This window comes from Chitinophaga jiangningensis (assembly GCF_900142605.1).
Classification (GTDB): Bacteria; Bacteroidota; Bacteroidia; order Chitinophagales; family Chitinophagaceae; genus Chitinophaga; species Chitinophaga jiangningensis.
Window position 1 is genome coordinate 119942 of record NZ_FRBL01000009.1, and the last position, 17524, is coordinate 137465.

Sequence of the window (17524 nt, forward strand, 5' to 3'; positions counted from 1 at the left end):
CACGGAACATGAACATGAAAACCAGCACCCTGTTGCTGCTGCTTACAGCTATGGGCACCCAAACGCAGGCCCAGCAAGGAAAGCAACGAAAGCCAAATATTATCTTTATCTATGCCGACGACCTGGGAATCGGTGAAACCGGTCCTTACGGACAACAAAAAATCAAAACACCCCGACTGGACCAGCTTGCACGCGAAGGAGTAAGATTCAATAAATTCTATACCTCCACACCGGTATGCGCTCCCGCCAGATGCATGCTCCTCACCGGCCGTCACGGCGGCCACAGCTACATCCGCGGCAACTATGAAATGGGCGGATTTGAAGATGCAAAGGAAGGCGGACAAATGCCCCTCCCTGAAGGCACCATCACCATCGGACATATGCTGCAACAAGCCGGCTATAAAACCGCCGCCATCGGCAAATGGGGTCTGGGCATGCAAACCACCACCGGCAACCCAAATAAACAAGGCTTCGACTACTTCTACGGCTACCTCGATCAAAAACAAGCACATAACTACTACCCGACCCACCTCTGGGAAAATGGGAAGGTGGACAAGCTCAACAACAACTATGTATTCGTTCATAAACAAATCACCGCAGATCAGGCAACCGACAGCATATTTAACCTCTTCAAAGGCAAAGACTACGCAGTCGATGAAATGACGAAAAAAGCAGCGCAGTTCATTACTGCCAACCGCAGCAATCCTTTTTTCCTGTACCTCCCCTACACCATTCCACATGTATCCTTACAGGTACCGGATTCGGCTGTACGAAAATATATAGGCCAGTTCGACGAACAGCCCTACCTGGGCCAACAGGGATACATTCCGGTGAAATATCCGAAGTCCACCTACGCCGCCATGATCACCTACCTCGATACACAGGTCGGCATAGTAATGGACCTTGTAAAAAAACTTGGCCTGGACGATAATACCATCATCCTCTTTTCAAGCGATAACGGCACCACTTTCAACGGCGGCGTAGACCCAGCCTACTTCAACAGCGTAGGCAACCTCCGCGGATTAAAAATGGACCTCTACGAAGGCGGCATCCGCGAACCACTCATCGCCAGATGGCCCGGCAAAATACCGGCAAACTCCACCTCGGATGTCCTGTCCGTACAATACGATATCATGGCCACGCTGGCAGCCATTGCCGGCACCAAAGCCCCGGCCAATGATGGTATCAGCCTCCTTCCCGCCCTCACCGGCAACACTGCGGCAGTACAACAGCGGGAATACCTCTATTTCGAATATCCTGAAAAAGGCGGCGCAATCGCTATCAGAACGGGCGACTGGAAAGCGATCAAAACCGGTATGAAGAAAAATAAAAACGCCCCCTGGCAGCTATACAACCTGGCTACCGATCCTGGCGAGCAACAGGATGTAGCCGCACAGCATAAGGACATGTTGCCACGATTCGATGCTATTGTGGCGAAGGAACACCGCAATGCACATATCAGTGAATGGGAGTTTATTGATAATAAAAAAGATTAACGAATGCCTTCGGCATTCGTTGGGTGGTGTCCCGCCGGAGGCGGGACACTTAATCAGGCTTGACTAAACGCCCTCGCTTATACCAACGCAGGTTACTCCTATGTTTGCAATAAACAACAAAACACAAGTCTTTGCTGCTTACCTGCCTTGCTGCTTTGCGTGCAAAAAAGACCGCGCCCTGGCGCCGAAGGCGCCTAAATCCCCATCAGTCTTTGCGAGCAAAAAAAGTCCGCAGGAAGACCAAACCCCTGCGGACTATATTATGAATAAAGCGTGTTTGCTATTTGTTATCCCACTTGAAATATTTCACACCCAGCCCCACAAAAACCAACGTATAAGCCAGTATACCGGCCACGGCAAGGGTATGATCCATCGTCCAGGTTAATGGTTGCAAACTTCCTGCCAGTGCCTTTTGCACCACTCCATAGGGCGACCAGATCACAAAATATTTCACCACGTCACCCAACACCCCAAACTGCCCGAACATACCCACCATGATAAAGGCAAAATATACCAAACGGGTAGTGCTGTTCACGGTTTCAGGATTCTTTATCAACCCTGTTATCAGCTGTCCCAGCCCCAGATACAGGCAGCCTGCCAGCAGTGTCATCAAAAAGCCGGTGACGTAGCCCAGTGCAGAAATACGGATACCGTCCACGGCATAACCAACGGTAAACACCAGCAGCGTCATCACCGCAATCAGCGCCACCTGCACGGATATACGGGAAAACATGATCGTCCAGGAAGATACGGGCGCCACACGAAGACGCTGAAACACGCCTTTGTCGCGGTCCCTGGCAATGGAGTTCGTATAGCCCATTAAACCAATACTGGTTAAACCAATGGTTAGTACGGACGATAGCACCACAAATGCTCCCAGGTGGCTTACCAATCCCTTCCAGGAAATTAAAATGATCAAAGGCACGGCCAGCACTAATCGCAGCGAACGGCGATTACGCCATACCGTAGTAAAATCGGCCCGAATCAGGGCAGTCAGCACCTCTTTTGTTGCAGGTATTTGGATAGCCATTTATATTAAATTATGAACGTACGGCACGTCCGGTTAAACCAATGAACACATCTTCCAGTGTAATTTTCCCCTTGCGCGAAACACTGATTACCTCGGGATCTTCACGATGCAGGTCTATCAGCCTTTCCGGCGTATCTATCGCAATGATGCGGCCATGATCAATGATGGCTATACGATCACACACCGCTTCAGCCTCCTCCATGGAGTGGGTGGTCAACAGCACACCATGGCCCTGCTCACGGATTCCTTCAATGCGTTCCCACAGCTGGCGGCGCGATTGCGGATCCAGCCCGGTGGTAGGCTCATCGAGCAACACCAGCACGGGATTGTGAATCGTGGCAATCAACAGCGACACCCTTTGTTGCTGCCCACCGGATAACTGCCCGAATTTCTTCCCTACAGCATCCAGGAGCTGTATGTCCTCCAGTTTTTTTGTTATTTCGGCAGATGTTAACTTCACCCCGTAAATACCCGCAAACAATCGTAGTATATCCGTAATCGTTAGCTCGGGCTGGTAACTGGTAGATTGCAACTGCACTCCCATATTTGCCTTCGCCTCCAGCGGCTGTTTCACCACATCATAGCCCGCTACCGTAATAGTGCCGGCATGGGGCTTCAGCAAGCCTTCTATGGCACTCAGGGTGCTGGTTTTACCGGCCCCGTTCGGACCCAGCAAACCAAAAATTTCACCGGGCCGCACGTTGAAGGAAACCTCCTTTACCGCCTGAAACTGCCCGTAGTAAACGCTTATCTGATTTACATCCAGGATTAATGACGCATCAGTTGTAATCATTGTAGGGATCTTGTTTTGATTGCGTTACAAATGTAGGTACTGACCCGTTACTTTCTATCCCCTAAAAGGTGAATACAGGGCAGACTGTCGGTTAAACCATCACATTCACCGGTAAAAAAGAAAAAGCGTATTTTTATTTGCATGTAAAAGTCCAGGCAACAATTCCTGTCGTATATATAAAAGCTAATCACCCCTCAAAAATCACATTTACTAATAATAATATCTGTAAATCATTAATCTAATGGCGTTATTTCCCCAAATCAAACAATTTATTCGTTCTTACTACCGTGAAGGCGTGCAGCTGTTTTTGAGTCGACCGGTGAATCCCATCGAACAGCCCTGGCACGAAATCACGGATGGATTCCCTACCCCGCCACTCATTGAAGAAAACTACACCGACCTGGCCTACAAAGCCATGAACACCATACACTACTTTAAATCAGCACTGCAAACGCCGCGGGAACAGCAACACCACTTCGCCGTGCGCGTGCGCATCATTACCGATAAAAACACTGCCGAGCCCTGGTTAACATCTCCCCAAATAATGGATGGAAAAGTGACCGGCATTATCGCCAATAAAACAAACCTGCGCCGCCACCGGCCGGGCAAAAAAATTACCCTCCCGGAAGAAGCCATCCTCGACTGGATGATGGTAGAAGACGGATACCTCCTCGGTGGCTACTCCATCCGCCTCGGTATCAAAAACCTGGAACGCTGGGACCGCCGCACCGTGTACGACAACCTCCCCTTCCAGGTAGATGATGGTAACGATCATTTCAAACACGACCTCAGCACACCGGAAGGTGCACTGCTCCTCCTCGGCGATGCCATCGATGAAAGAGATGCGGATAAAATCCACTACTGTAAAGACTTCTATCGGGAAGCACTGTACCTGCTGGGTACCACCACACACCCCAGTGTACCCAAACCCATTACAGAAGATATGGTGCAAATGCTGGAACAGCGACTGGAAGAGGTTTTCATGAAGTTTAACCTGCTCCCCGAAACCACCTCCTTCTACGATGCTAAACGCGCCTTCCTCTACCGCCGGGAATGCCCCATGAATGTTTGGGAAATAACAGAAATTAGAACATATTACAATCCGAAATTCAAAACCATGCACCTGATCAACGTGCAGGAAACAAAAGACGGATGGAAAGTACTCAGCAACATGAACGATGTACAACTCTATCCACGGCCCAAAAATGATAAAGGACCAATCATCGACCTGACAGGTGACCATATAAAATTTTATGAAGACTACAACTTCCCGCTCTTCCTCAAAAACAGAAAAAAAGACTGACGAGCGAATAGACGCATATATCGAAAAAGCAGCAGATTTTGCCAGGCCTATCCTGACACATCTCCGCGAACTGGTGCACAACGAATACCCGGAAATAGGCGAAACCATCAAATGGGGATTCCCACATTTTGAATACAACGGCGCCATCCTCTTCAGCATGGCAGCTTTTAAAAAGCACTGCGCGGTAGTACTCTGGAAAGCCAGCCTCATGGAGGATCCGGATAACATCCTCTCCGAAGTAGGCGAATCAGGCATGGGACACCTGGGTAAACTCGAAACACTGAAGGACCTGCCCTCCGATAAAATCCTGAAGAAGTACCTGAAACAGGCCGCCAAACTCATTGACGAAGGGGTAAAACTGCCGAAAAAGCCGGTGAGCAAGGAAAAGAAGGAAATTACCGCGCCGGCAGATCTGATGGCCGCACTGAAGAAAAATAAAGCAGCATTAAATACGTACGAGGCATTCAGCTACTCTAACAAAAAAGAATACGTAAGCTGGATTGAAGAAGCAAAAACGGAGGCTACCCGGCAAAGTCGCATTGCTAATGCGGTGGAGTGGATGGCGGAAGGGAAAATTCGTAATTGGAAATACCTTAAAAAATAACGTTTGGAGCCCCCTGCACCTCTGGTGCAGGGGGCTCCAAACGAAAGCGGGCCCCGTCGGGGCCCGCTTTCGTTTGGGAAAAAAATTATAACTTCAGTAACCCAATCTTATGCAAAGTATTGACCGGCTTATTATCCCAAAATAATTCAAAATCTTCCAGCCCCGCGGCCTCATAATTCTCCTTTACCTCCTGTAACGTATACGTCCTGGCATTTTTAATATCCAGCTCGCGCAACATACCTGCCAGCCAGTTGCCCTGGGGTGGGTCCACCTTGATGTTAAACGGCTCCCGCTTTCCCTGGAACGTAAGGGAAGCCATTTCCCAGGTGCTACCCTTCTTGGATTTTGTAACCACTTCAAGCGCTGGCTGCCTGCCTAAAAACACTACCTTGGAAGTAGGCTTCACTGTGCCCGCTTCTTCCTCAAAAAGCGCACGGGTAATGAAATCCGGCGCTACCGATGTTTTGGGCACCTTGAAATCAAACCATTTATTCAATGGGTAATCCAGACAGGCACCGTGCATGAAGTTCAGCAGCGACTTCTTAAGCCCATAGCTGAAGCTTTCATGGTCCGCACCGGTAGGGTCCAGGTGCATGATATCATTATTGGCAAAAGTGCCGGTTTCTTCTGTTTCTTTCTGCACTTTGAATTTGGCAGGGTCCATACCTACAGGGCTGTGGGCTGTCATGGTAAACTGATGCCAGTAAGCCGACTGCAAAATACCTGCGGCAAACATTTGTCGCACCATTTCCAGCGAGTCAATTGTTTCCTGGGCCGTTTGGGTAGGGAAGCCATACATCAGGTAGGCATGCACCATGATGCCTGCTTCGCTGAAGTGCCTGTTTACACGGGCCACCTGCGCTACCGTAATACCTTTCTGTATGAGCCCCAAAAGACGGTCAGAGGCCACTTCCAGGCCACCACTCACGGCAATGCAACCGGAGGCCTTCAGGAGCAGACAAAGATCCCTGGTGAAGCTCTTTTCAAAACGAATGTTCGTCCACCAGCTCACATTGAGCTTACGCTTAATAATTTCAAGCGCCAGCGCCCGCATCAGCGCCGGTGGGGCCGCTTCATCCACAAAGTGGAAACCGGTCTGCCCCGTTTGTGCTATGATAGTCTCCATGCGGTCACATAGCATCGATGCCGCAATGGGCTCATATATCTTTATATAATCCAGCGAAATATCACAGAAAGTACACTTGCCCCAATAGCAGCCATGCGCCATGGTCAGCTTATTCCAGCGGCCATCACTCCAAAGGCTGTGCATCGGGTTCACCACTTCAATGGCAGAGATGTAATCGTCCAGCAGGAAGTCGCCATAGTCGGGCGTTCCCAACTGGCTCTGCTTATAATCATGGCAGGCAGCGTTGTTGATATACGTTACCGCACCATCTTTCAGCAGGAAGGTACGTTTCAATTCCTGCTCCGCTATGCTGCCCTGCACAAACCGGATCAGGTTTTCTACAGGTGCTTCGCCGTCATCCAGGGTAATGAAATCGATATAATCAAAAACCCTTGGATCCGATAATGAGCGTAATTCAGTATTGGGGAAACCACCGCCCATGGCTATTTTCACGGATGGGTAATGCTGTTTGATCCATTGTCCGCAACGGAAAGCAGCATATAAATTACCCGGAAAAGGTACAGAGATGCAGACCAGCTGCGGCTGAACCGCAGCCATACGGGCTTTAAGCAAGGCGATTAATATCTCATCTACATAGGTATATGGCTGCTGTAGTGCTGCATGCAGCTCATCGAAACTGTTTGCTGAGCGACTCAGTTTTTCCGCATAGCGACTAAATCCAAAATGACTATCCACGCATTCCATGATCAGGTCCGACAGGTCCTCCAGATACATCGTGGCCAGGTGTTTGGCTTTATCCTGGTTGCCCATGGAGCCAAAGGCCCAGGCCAGGTCGTCCAGCTGGGCAAAGCGGCTGGCTTCCGGCAGGTAATCCCTTTTTACGATCAGGTGGGCAATAGTTGGATTTTTGCCTTGCAGGAAAGCGATCACGGCATCGATGGTGTTGATATAGTCCTCCTGCAGCGCGATCATGCGGGCGGCATTCTCCGACACCGCGGCAGCCTGGTTGGCGATATGAGCAAAGAGCTGTGTTAACCCCGCTTTTGAAAATAATGCCAGCGTCACCTCAATCCCCAGGTCCGACTGATAGGAAGTGATTCCCTTCGTGTTCAGAAATCCTTTCAGGTAGGCGGTTGCCGGATAAGGCGTGTTCAGCTGTGTAAACGGTGGTGTAATTAAATAGACTGTCTTACTCAAACCAGGTGTTTTAAACCGCAAAGGTACAACATCAGCGGCGGATTAAAAACCTCCTGTAAAAGGCTTACAGCGAAGGGTTTAAGGCCGGCACCATCATTAGTCTACAAATTTTATAGACTTTTATTTGGAAATTATTTTCCCCACTCCTATCTTTGCTATCACCACCATTATCTTTTCAAAAGCATACCTTATGTTGTACCAGGCATCCCGATGTTAAATTAGTCTCTCTTCTCCACCACCACCATCTTCATGTGCCTCAATTCTTCCCACCGGGATTGAAAGCGTGTATCCGTAACCGTTTCATTCTTCATCCTAAACTCATATCAGCCATGAAATCGTATAAGCAAGTATTTCTGTCTGCCCTGTTTGCTGCAGGCTTCTGGGGCAGCACATCCGCAACACCCGCAAAACCTTTCATAAAGGAAGGCGTATGGCGCGGGGTATTTACCTTAAGCGAATCGCAGGTACCGTTTAACTTCCAACTGAGCGGCAAAGATGCCGAGCATGCGGTGTTTACGCTGTTAAATGGTACACGCCGCGACGACTTCCATGTACAGCGCATCGGCGACGATTCATTGTTCATCAAGATGAACACCTATGATGCTGCACTGGTAGCAAAAATTGAATCCGATGGCCGCATCACCGGCGAATACCGCAGCCTGGTACCCAACTTCAGAGGCAACGCCCTTCCATTCACTGCGGAATATGGGCAGTCGTACCGTTTTGCGCCCAATGGTACAGAAGAAGCGCCTAAGTTCAACATCGACGGTAAATGGGAACTGAAAATTTATTCCAAAGAGCCTACCCCGGATCGTATAGGCCTGCTCCACCAGGACGGTAATAAACTGACCGGTGTAATCATGTCCGTAGTGGGCGACAGCCGCGAGCTGGAAGGCACCATCCACGGCGATGAATTTGAGCTCTCCGGGTTTACCGGCCCCAGTCCCATCTACATCAAGGGAAAAGTGAATGATGACAAAACGTTGACAGGAGAACTGTCGCTCGGCATTTATAACAACATTAAATTTGACGGCGAAAAAAATCCTGCAGCGGAGTTACCTGATCCCTATAAGCTGACTTACCTGAAGGAAGGCTATTCGCAACTGGACTTTACCTTGCCAGACTTAAACGGGAAAAATGTTTCTCTTTCCGATGAAAAATACAAAGGCAAAGTTGTAATTGTAGAAATCATCGGCACCTGGTGTCCGAACTGTACTGACCAAACCTCCTTCCTTTCGCCCTGGTTCAATAAAAACAAAGACCGCGGCGTAGAAGCCATTGCTATTGGTTTTGAACAAAAAGACGACCTGGAATATGCCCGCTACACGCTGGGTAAATTAAAAGAGAAATACAACATTCAATATGATATTCTTTTTGGTGGCATTGCTGATAAGAAAGTGGCGTCAGAAAAGCTTCCGGCGCTCAACCGTATGATGGCATTTCCTACAACTATTATTATAGACAGGAAAGGCGTAGTCAGACAAATACATACGGGTTATACCGGTGAAGTGACCGGCCAGTATTACAAGGATTATGTAGCCAGATGGAATGCCGATCTGGACGCACTGATCGCAGAAAAATAAATTCTAAACCACACATATACATGCAAAAATTAGCATCATTATTATTTATCGGCGGTTCCATCGTGCTGATGTCTTTCGTTGCCCCTGTTAAAAACGGTGATAAAAAAGCGAAAGCTTCCACTACCAAAGTAGTGAAAGCCGCTACCTATACTGTGGACGCAGCACAGAGCAAGCTTACCTGGGTAGGTAAAAAAGTTACCGGCGAACACTCCGGCACCATCAACATCGCATCCGGTGCACTGGTGATCGAAAACAACGCACTGAAAGGCGGTAACTTTTCACTGGATACCCGTACCATTGCCGTTACCGACATCAAAGATGCCGGCGGAAATGCAAAACTGGTAGGCCACCTGAAAGCAGATGATTTCTTCGGTGTAGAAAAATACCCTAAAGCGGATTTCGTCATCACCAGCATCAAACCTACCGGCAACGGCTCTTACGATGTAACCGGTAACCTTACCATCAAAGGTATTACCAACCCGATCACCTTCCCTGCAACCGTTGCAGTGGCAGGTAATAAACTGACTGCAAAGGCTGATATTACGGTGGATCGTACCAAATACAACATTAAGTACGGCTCCAAATCCTTCTTCGAAGGAATTGGCGACAAAGCGATCTACGATGATTTTAATCTGGCGGTTGAATTAGTAGCCACTACCAAATAACGATACTTACTCCCTGCCTCCGGCCGGAAGTAAGTATCGTTGGAGAGCGCGCCAGCAGCGCGCTCTCCAACTCTTAACATAACAGTTCAAGGTCCCACCACCCCATTTACAGCCCACCACTTACAGCGCCCTAAAATCTTTTCAGCCGGTATGAACCACACAAAAATGATTTTCATTTTTATGGCATTGCTATGCCTGTACTTTGCTGTGGAAGGCTTCCGGATAAAACCGGCAGGCCCTCCCACTAAAGCGGTGCTGGGAGAAAAGCTCTTCTTCGAAAAGCTGCTCTCCAGGGACCAGACGCTGTCGTGCGCCTCCTGCCACCTGCCGCAGTTTGGCTTTGCGGACACCATTCCATTCAGTCGCGGTATAAATGGAACGCCTACACGCAGAAATACCCCCGGCATTACCAATGTTTCCGGGCGACCCAACTTCTTCTGGGACGGCCGCGCCGCCACCCTGGAAGACCAGGCCCTGCAACCCATCATTTCTCCGGATGAAATGGGACTACCCATTGCAGTTGCCGTGCAGCGGCTCAATCAAAACGAAAGCTACCGGCTGCTCTTCCAACAGGTGTTTAACGACAGCGCCAATGCCCGTAATATACTCCAGGCGATTGCTGCATACGAGCGCACACTGGAAACCGCCAACAGCCCGTACGACCGCTACATCAACGGCGACGATGCAGCGCTTACCGCCGCTGCCAAGCGCGGCCGCATGCTGTTTATCGGTAAGGCGAACTGTAATAACTGTCACTCCGGTGAGGACTTTACTGCCGATCGTTTTAAAAACATCGGGTTGTATAACGGTACTACGCTATTGGATCCGGGGAGATACGAAGTTACCCACGACAGCGCCCACCTCGGTCTGTTTAAGGTACCGAGTCTGCGCAACGTAGCGGTTACCGCTCCCTACATGCATAACGGCATGTTCAAAACCCTGAAAGACGTATTGCACTATTATAATCAACCAGACTCCTTCCTGCGCAACAGCATTAAGCGGGACCTCTCGCTCAATAAGCCATTGCAGCTATCCTCCGCCGAGCTGGACGACCTGGAAGCCTTCCTGGTATCGCTTACAGATGACCGATTTGTAAATCATCACAAACCATTAAAAAACTAATGGCATGAAAAAACTGCTACCCGTATTTACTCCCCTGCTGATTGCTCCGGGCATATTGTATGCCCAGGACCGATCGCATCCTTTTACTGATACCACCCGCCAGTTGGGCGAAGTACAAATTGTAGGCTCCCGCAGCGCCAACCGTACCAAAATCAACTCACCGGTACCAGTGGATGTGATAGACATCCGCACCTTGCAGGAGCAGGCACCACAAACCAGCATCACACAATTGCTGCAATACATCTCTCCGTCTTTCCATTCCGTGAATGGTAGTAATGCGGGAGATGCCGGTTCCGCCCTTAATCTGGCGCAACTAAAAGGCCTGGGCGCTGATCAGCTGCTGGTGCTCGTGAATGGTAAACGGCGACATAAAAGCTCCAATATCAACTGGGGCGGACTGGCCAACGGTGCCACGGGGTACGACCTCAACGCCATTCCCACCGCGGCCATTGAGCGGGTGGAAATACTGCGGGACGGCGCCGCCGCACAATACGGCTCCGACGCTATTGCCGGCGTGATTAACATCGTACTCAAAAAACAAACGGACAATATCCTCGTCAGCAGTACTGCGAGTATCCGTAGACGTGGGGACGGCCTCAGCACCCGCACCAACATCAACTATGGCGCAAGGCTGGGCCAGCAGGGCGGCTATGTAAACATCACCGCGGAATTTGCCACACAGGCCATTTCCCTGCCTCCGGGCCGGGACGATGCCGGCCTTTACAACGGACCAATTTATGGTGGCGGTGCCAACACCCGGGGATACGATAACATCTACACAAAAGAAATTGATGAAGCGATATTAAAGAGTCGCGGTATAGACCGGCATTACTTTGACCAGCGTGGCGGCGGCTCCAACAAGGCAAAAGATGCACTGCTGTTTTTCAACGCCGCTATTCCGTTGAAAGATAACTTCGAAGTATATACGTTTGGTGGCATCAGCAACCGCAACTCCCAGTTCACGGCCGTGTACCGCCTGCCGGGGTGGACGGAGCGCAATAATACCCTCTTGTATCCCGATGGCTTTCTGCCGGCGATGGACAATGGCATCACTGATAAATCCATAGCGGTGGGTATCAAAGGAAAAGCCGGCGAATGGAAAATTGATTTATCGAATGTATATGGCCGTAATGATTTCAGCAATGTGATCAGCAACTCCCTGAACGCAAGTTTAGGGGTGAAGAGTCCGACTACCTTCGATGCCGGCAAGTATAACGCCTCACAAAACACGGCCAGCCTGGATATCAGCCGCTACTTTGCCGCACCGTTACATGGCATCAACCTGGCCTTTGGGGCACAGTACCGCACGGAAACCTACCAGATCATAGCCGGAGAGGAAGCCTCCTATATCAAGGGCGATCTGCGGCAGATTTACCGGATCGACACGAGCGTAAACGGCGTGCCTTACCTCGCGGATGCCGGATTGATTGCGCTGAATGGCCTTAGTCCCGGATCGCAGATCCATGCTGGCTTCCGGCCTGGCAACGAGGTGAATGTAAGCAGAGCCATTGCTGCTGCTTATCTGGATGTGGAGGCCAACATCACTGAAAACTGGTTACTATCGGCAGCACTGCGTGCAGAGCATTTCTCTGATTTCGGCAATGTGACCACCGGAAAAGTAGCCACCAGGTATACTTTCGCGCCCTGGCTCAGTATCCGTGGATCGGCCAACAGCGGGTTTCGGGCTCCGGACCTGGCCCAGTTCTACTATACAGAAACCAGCACCAGCTTCCAGCAGGGCCGGGCGGTGGACCAGGTAACGGCTTCCAACAAAAGCGCAGCTGCCAGGGCCCTGGGCATTCCTTTGCTGAGCCCGGAGAAGTCCACTGGGTATACAGCGGGCATTACATCCCAGCCAGCTACCAACGTGGAACTGACCATTGACGGCTACCTGATTGATATCAAGAACCGGGTGGGCAATACCGGTAACTTTAGTGCTACCGACCCTAACCTGCCTGCTGAAGTCAGGAGCTTACTGCTAGCCACGGGTACTACGCAGGCTAAGTTCTTTTACAATGCATTCAGTACCCGTACCAAGGGGCTGGAAGTAACGGCCAGCTATCGGCTGCCGGTACCTGGGGGCAACCTGCAGATCCTCGCTGGCGGCAACTTCGCGAAAAACGAGGTAACGAAGGTGAACACCCCTGCGGGTTTGGAAGCTTATCGTTATGTGATCTTCAGTCAGGCCGAGCAGGCGCGGGTTACTACCAACATACCCCAGCAAAAAATCACTTTACAGGCTAACTATGCTATTCACCGGTTTAACGTGTTGCTGCGCACGGTGTACTTTGGATCTGTTACTACAGCCAGCGCGCTCAATGCCACTTTCCCGCGGCCAGATTACTTTCTGCAGGAGCTGAAGCCGGTATGGGTAACGGATGTTGCCGTGGGATACCGCATCAGCAGGGCCTTTCAGGTTACAGCAGGCGTAAACAATGTATTTAATGAACTGGGAGATTATACCGATCCGACGATTTCGGGGTTACGTAACCCTACGGTGGTGGGTATTCAGAACGGCAGTGCGGGTATACAGCCATTTATACGTTTGGCAGCAAAACTTTAAAACAAGATTGTTATGAAACCATATACATTATTCTTTTTGGCTACAGCAGCACTGTTCAGTGCCTGCAAAAAAACGGATTACCTGGATGTGAACGCGGGTGAGCGCCCGCCGCTGAGTGCACATATCAGCTTTGTGAATGCGCGCAACAGCAGTGCGGGCATTCATTTCTGGACGTTTACCACGCAGCTCACCACTACCCTGCTGGGCAGCGGGCAGGCGAGTCCGTACCTGGCCACCACTTACGGCAATGTGCAGATTAACGTAACGGAAGGCAGCGGCAGCGCTTATAAGATATCGCGACAGTTTGGCAACAGCGCCACCTATACTGCTACCGGAGGCCCCAACGGCCCTATCGCCACGTTTTATCATACCGTGTTTGCGGCACAGCAGCTCACTGACCCGGCAAAGGATTCCCTGATACTGTTCTATGACGATCTGAGTGCTCCGCCCGCCGGTAAAGCCAAATTACGCTTCGTTCACCTGGCCTCGGCCACGCCCCGGGTGCAGGTGAATCTCTCCCTAAAAACCGGAACAGAAGAATTATTTAATAGCGTGGGTTATGGGAGTGCAGGAAACGGCGACATTAACGGTAACGCCTATACGCTTGGGCCATTTGTAAATGTAACTGCGGGCAATGCAACAGTGGTGGTGAGTGAAAAGGTAAGTTTGAAGCCGGTGCCCATCTATCAGGATAAATTGAGCAATATCACCCTGGAATCAGGCAAAATATATACTGTTTTTATTCATAATGTGACAGGTGGAAGTGGCGCAGTAACGGCGGACATCATTACACATCAGCCATAAAAAAACAAAGGGGTGCCGGGGTAAAGCCGACACCCACATTTGTTTTGCAAGTATCAAGTTAGTCAATCTTGACCTCGCCGCTTTGAAAAAAGAGCATTACTTGTATATAGCTTAATACAATTGTTAAGGGAAAGACTTTTAGCTGATAAGTGACTGCTAAATCGTTTAAGAACTTAGGAACCAGATCAGTTGGACATAGCGAAGTTACAAATATCAGTAAAACAAGCAATACCAGTTTCACACTTTTGTGTGAATACAATGTTAATATGGATACAGCCCCCGTCACCGCAATCACATAGGTGGGCGATTCAGCCGCCTGGTTAAAGATCACCACCCATATCATCAGGTATGCTAACAGCAGGAACCTGCTGCGTTCCGTGCGGGCAATAGCCGTACAAACCGCCGCTGTAGCCAGTCCCCCCACTGCTGCGGCAAAAATCCAGGTATCCGCCGGCGTTGGCTCCCTGGAAAAATCATGGTGAAAGGCATGCAGCATCCCAAATAGTGAGCAATCCTCCCGGATAAATGGATCGGTAATGAGTGCAAACCAGTCGGCATAATGCTGCCACAACGTAGCCGGACTAATAAACAGCAACGGCAGCAAAGTGCCTGTGATGCCAAAGATGATGCAATACTTCAGATATTCCAGCTTCCGATCGACAAACAGGAACATGATCCCTACAATTGCCCCATAACCCTTGATAAAGAATAATATACAGGTAAATAAGGCCGCTGAACGTACCCTTCCCTTTTGCAGGTTGATGCCTGTGAGCAGCATCAGGGCTGTCATCAGCGGGTTAACCTGCGACGACTGTATTGCATTCAGCAATTCCAGCAGGATCAGCAGCAGGATCATGTTGTGCTGCTTTGGGGTAGCAGGCAGCTGCCGTACGGCGTAAAATACCGCAAACGTGTTCAACAACATCCAAAGGAGCAAACTCAGTTGCAGCGGCAGCACCGCAAATGGAAAAAACAAAACTGGAAAACTCGGGTGATAGAGAAATAAATCCCCATACTCCGCCGGATAAAATTTGTAAAGCGGCAGGCCATGCACCAGGTGCCCCCAGGAACTTCTGAAAATGTGGAAGTTGTTGATCCGCTGGGTCAGCACCGCCTGTATAAACAGGATCAGCGTTCCTAAGGTATACATCCCCGCAATCAATCGGGTGTTTCTTTGGCTCTTATCAGTTGGCAGCCGGTAGCTTAGCAGTACATCCCGCATTATTCTATTCTCACTTTGTTATACTGATGACGCGGGAAATGGTACATCCCTCTACCCCGGATTTGATTTGGGCCTGCGGCCCAAAACAAATCCGGGATAATCTGCTGGCCAAAGTCCAGCAGATTATCCCGGAAAATAAAAAGGAGATATTTTACAGCTTTACCGCTGCCCCTACCGTCATCCAACGGCCCGGCATCGGCACTGCACCTGCCTCAATATAGGTTACATCCAGTAAGTTGGTCGCATCTACATAAATCCTGTATTTAGGTTGATGCCAGGTAATCCGGGCATCGAGCAGCGTGTAGTCTTTATAATTAATGCGTTTGCAATAGCGGGTATTAGCGGATACACTGAAATGATTGATAATGTCGGTACGCACACCTGCAATAAACTGATGGCGCAGGCTTTCAATCACGTAGCGGGAAATTTTGTTGTGGGTATCGTCGCCTTTGAAGTCGGGCGACAGGTAGTTATACCCCGCGTTCAGCCCCAGGCTGTTGAACACGGCCTTTTCGCCAAAGGAGGTATTATACGCTACACTACCCGTGAGTCCTTTGGTATCAGCGCGCTGGAAGTTCTGTGGCTGCCATGGCTGTGGGATGCTGTCTTTCACGTAATCGATAAAATCGGATATCTGGCGGTAAAAGGCACTGGCAGTAAAATTAAACTTGCCGGCATATTTACGCAGGCCGAGTTCCGTGAACACAGCTTTCTCCGGGCCTAATTTATCATTACCCAGGATGGTAGCACTTTTGTAGTAGAGGTCCGTATAAGTAGGCAAACGCTGCGCTGTTCCGGCATTGGCATACAGCTTCAGGTCGGGCGTGATATCGAAACCGGCATCCGCACCCGGGAAAAATTGCCAGCCATACATGGTGTTATAATTGAGGTAGCCACCTATGGAGAAGTTGAAGCGTTTGATGCCACGGGTTTTATATTCCGCAAAAGCACCCAGGTTGGTACGCTCATGGTTACCGAGGTTGGAGCTTACAATATGCTCGTAGCGGGCTTCTACACCGGCACCGAAATATCCAATTTTGGTATTAAAGGTATTGTTCAGCTCTGCATCTACGATATGCGTATTATGCAGGTTCCTGGCTTTCGCAGTTGTTTGTTTGATATAACGGTAATCATCCTCCGCAAAGCGATAGCTGACGCGGGGCGTCATCAGCCAGTTCTTCTTAATTTGATGGGAGCTGCTAACGGCTGCCAGTGCAGTTTTCACATACTCTTTCGACTCTATATCACCAGGTGCGGCATAGTAACCGTTAGCGCCATACTGGTTGTCCACATAACCGGCCAGTACCTGGATGCTGTTTTGGTCGTTCATCCGGAAGCCGCCCTGGTACAGTGCTTTACCGGTCTGGTACGCCGTATTATAACGGTAACCATTACCCGCATTCATGCTGGCAGAGAGGGATTGCGTACTGTTGGATTTCACTACAGCGCCGTTAGCACCTGCGTTATAGCTGTTATAGAGCTTATTATTTTCATCGCGATGGAAGCTGGAGCCCAGGCTGCCATATACTTCCCCACCACTTTCTGTAGCCTTGCGGGTGATGATATTAATGGCGCCATTGAGGGCATTGATACCATACACGCGAGCGGCGGCGCCACGCAGTACTTCGATATGATCTACATCGTTGAGGGAGATGGGCAGGTTCATAATATTATGCCCTGTTTGCGGATCGGTGATTTTAATACCGTTTACCAGCACGAGCGTCTGGTCAAAAGTACCACCGTCGATCCCGATATCCGTCTGCACCCCTTCCGGGCCGCGCTGGCGTACGTCCAGTCCCGGCACATAGGCCAGCACTTCATTGATGGATACTGCCGCCATAGATTCAATCTGCCGGCGGCTGATAATGGTAATATTTCGGTTTGATTCCTTCAAAGGGGCCGACAGCCGGTTTTCCTGGACAATTACTTCTCCGAGGTTGCGCGAGCGGCCGGTATCCGGCTGCTGCTGGGCTGCCACGCTGCCTGTGGCACAGGCTAGCAGCAATGATAAATAACCACGCATTCGTTTGATTTGGTCTTAAAAGACCGCAAAGC

General features: G+C 49.9%; 13 protein-coding genes. 8 read left to right on the forward strand and 5 right to left on the reverse strand.

The window, feature by feature from the left end; all coding sequences use genetic code 11:
- Positions 1-8: 8 nt before the first annotated feature.
- The gene (locus BUB18_RS22865) at positions 9-1496 is read left to right on the forward strand and encodes an arylsulfatase (RefSeq protein ID WP_245805724.1); all 1488 of its coding nucleotides are present in this window, start codon (positions 9-11) and stop codon (positions 1494-1496) included.
- Positions 1497-1776: 280 nt separating this feature from the next.
- Here the strand turns inward: BUB18_RS22865 and BUB18_RS22870 are convergent, their stop codons facing one another.
- Positions 1777-2526 (reverse strand): ABC transporter permease, encoded by a 750-nt coding sequence (locus tag BUB18_RS22870; RefSeq protein ID WP_073085524.1) that lies wholly within the window; start codon positions 2524-2526, stop codon positions 1777-1779.
- Positions 2527-2536: 10 nt separating this feature from the next.
- Positions 2537-3319 (reverse strand): ABC transporter ATP-binding protein, encoded by a 783-nt coding sequence (locus BUB18_RS22875; RefSeq protein ID WP_073085526.1) that lies wholly within the window; start codon positions 3317-3319, stop codon positions 2537-2539.
- Between the two features lie 241 nt (positions 3320-3560).
- Here BUB18_RS22875 and BUB18_RS22880 point away from each other — a divergent pair, with 241 nt between their 5' ends.
- Together BUB18_RS22880 and BUB18_RS22885 are read left to right on the forward strand one after the other, a co-directional pair.
- On the forward strand, positions 3561-4622 hold the full coding sequence (locus BUB18_RS22880; protein WP_073085528.1) for a DUF2314 domain-containing protein: 1062 nt from the start codon (positions 3561-3563) through the stop codon (positions 4620-4622).
- Positions 4573-5226: a YdeI/OmpD-associated family protein gene (locus BUB18_RS22885; RefSeq protein ID WP_073085530.1), complete on the forward strand. Its 654-nt coding sequence runs from the start codon at positions 4573-4575 to the stop codon at positions 5224-5226. The genes BUB18_RS22880 and BUB18_RS22885 overlap by 50 nt, the downstream gene beginning before the upstream one ends.
- A gap of 85 nt (positions 5227-5311) precedes the next feature.
- Here BUB18_RS22885 and BUB18_RS22890 read toward each other — a convergent pair whose 3' ends face one another.
- Positions 5312-7510 (reverse strand): B12-binding domain-containing radical SAM protein, encoded by a 2199-nt coding sequence (locus tag BUB18_RS22890; protein ID WP_073085533.1) that lies wholly within the window; start codon positions 7508-7510, stop codon positions 5312-5314.
- Positions 7511-7839: 329 nt separating this feature from the next.
- Between BUB18_RS22890 and BUB18_RS22895 the strand changes: the two genes are divergently transcribed.
- The 5 genes from BUB18_RS22895 to BUB18_RS22915 all read left to right on the forward strand — a co-directional run bounded on the left by BUB18_RS22895 (position 7840) and on the right by BUB18_RS22915 (position 14247).
- Positions 7840-9093 (forward strand): peroxiredoxin family protein, encoded by a 1254-nt coding sequence (locus tag BUB18_RS22895; RefSeq protein ID WP_073085535.1) that lies wholly within the window; start codon positions 7840-7842, stop codon positions 9091-9093.
- Between the two features lie 20 nt (positions 9094-9113).
- A complete protein-coding gene (locus tag BUB18_RS22900; RefSeq protein WP_073085538.1) occupies positions 9114-9758 on the forward strand; it encodes a YceI family protein in 645 nt (214 codons plus the stop codon).
- Between the two features lie 150 nt (positions 9759-9908).
- Complete coding sequence (locus BUB18_RS22905) at positions 9909-10880, forward strand: cytochrome-c peroxidase (protein ID WP_245805725.1); 972 nt, start codon at positions 9909-9911, stop codon at positions 10878-10880.
- 4 nt (positions 10881-10884) lie between these two features.
- The gene (locus BUB18_RS22910) at positions 10885-13443 is read left to right on the forward strand and encodes a TonB-dependent receptor plug domain-containing protein (RefSeq protein WP_083550629.1); all 2559 of its coding nucleotides are present in this window, start codon (positions 10885-10887) and stop codon (positions 13441-13443) included.
- A gap of 12 nt (positions 13444-13455) precedes the next feature.
- Positions 13456-14247 carry a DUF4397 domain-containing protein gene (locus BUB18_RS22915; RefSeq protein WP_073085540.1) on the forward strand — a complete coding sequence of 264 codons (792 nt, stop codon included), beginning with the start codon at positions 13456-13458 and terminating at the stop codon, positions 14245-14247.
- Between the two features lie 58 nt (positions 14248-14305).
- Here the strand turns inward: BUB18_RS22915 and BUB18_RS22920 are convergent, their stop codons facing one another.
- Positions 14306-15397, reverse strand: coding sequence for a glycosyltransferase family 87 protein (locus tag BUB18_RS22920; RefSeq protein WP_073085543.1), 1092 nt, complete (start codon positions 15395-15397; stop codon positions 14306-14308).
- 223 nt (positions 15398-15620) lie between these two features.
- Positions 15621-17492, reverse strand: coding sequence for a TonB-dependent receptor plug domain-containing protein (locus BUB18_RS22925; protein WP_073085545.1), 1872 nt, complete (start codon positions 17490-17492; stop codon positions 15621-15623).
- Positions 17493-17524: the final 32 nt, after the last annotated feature.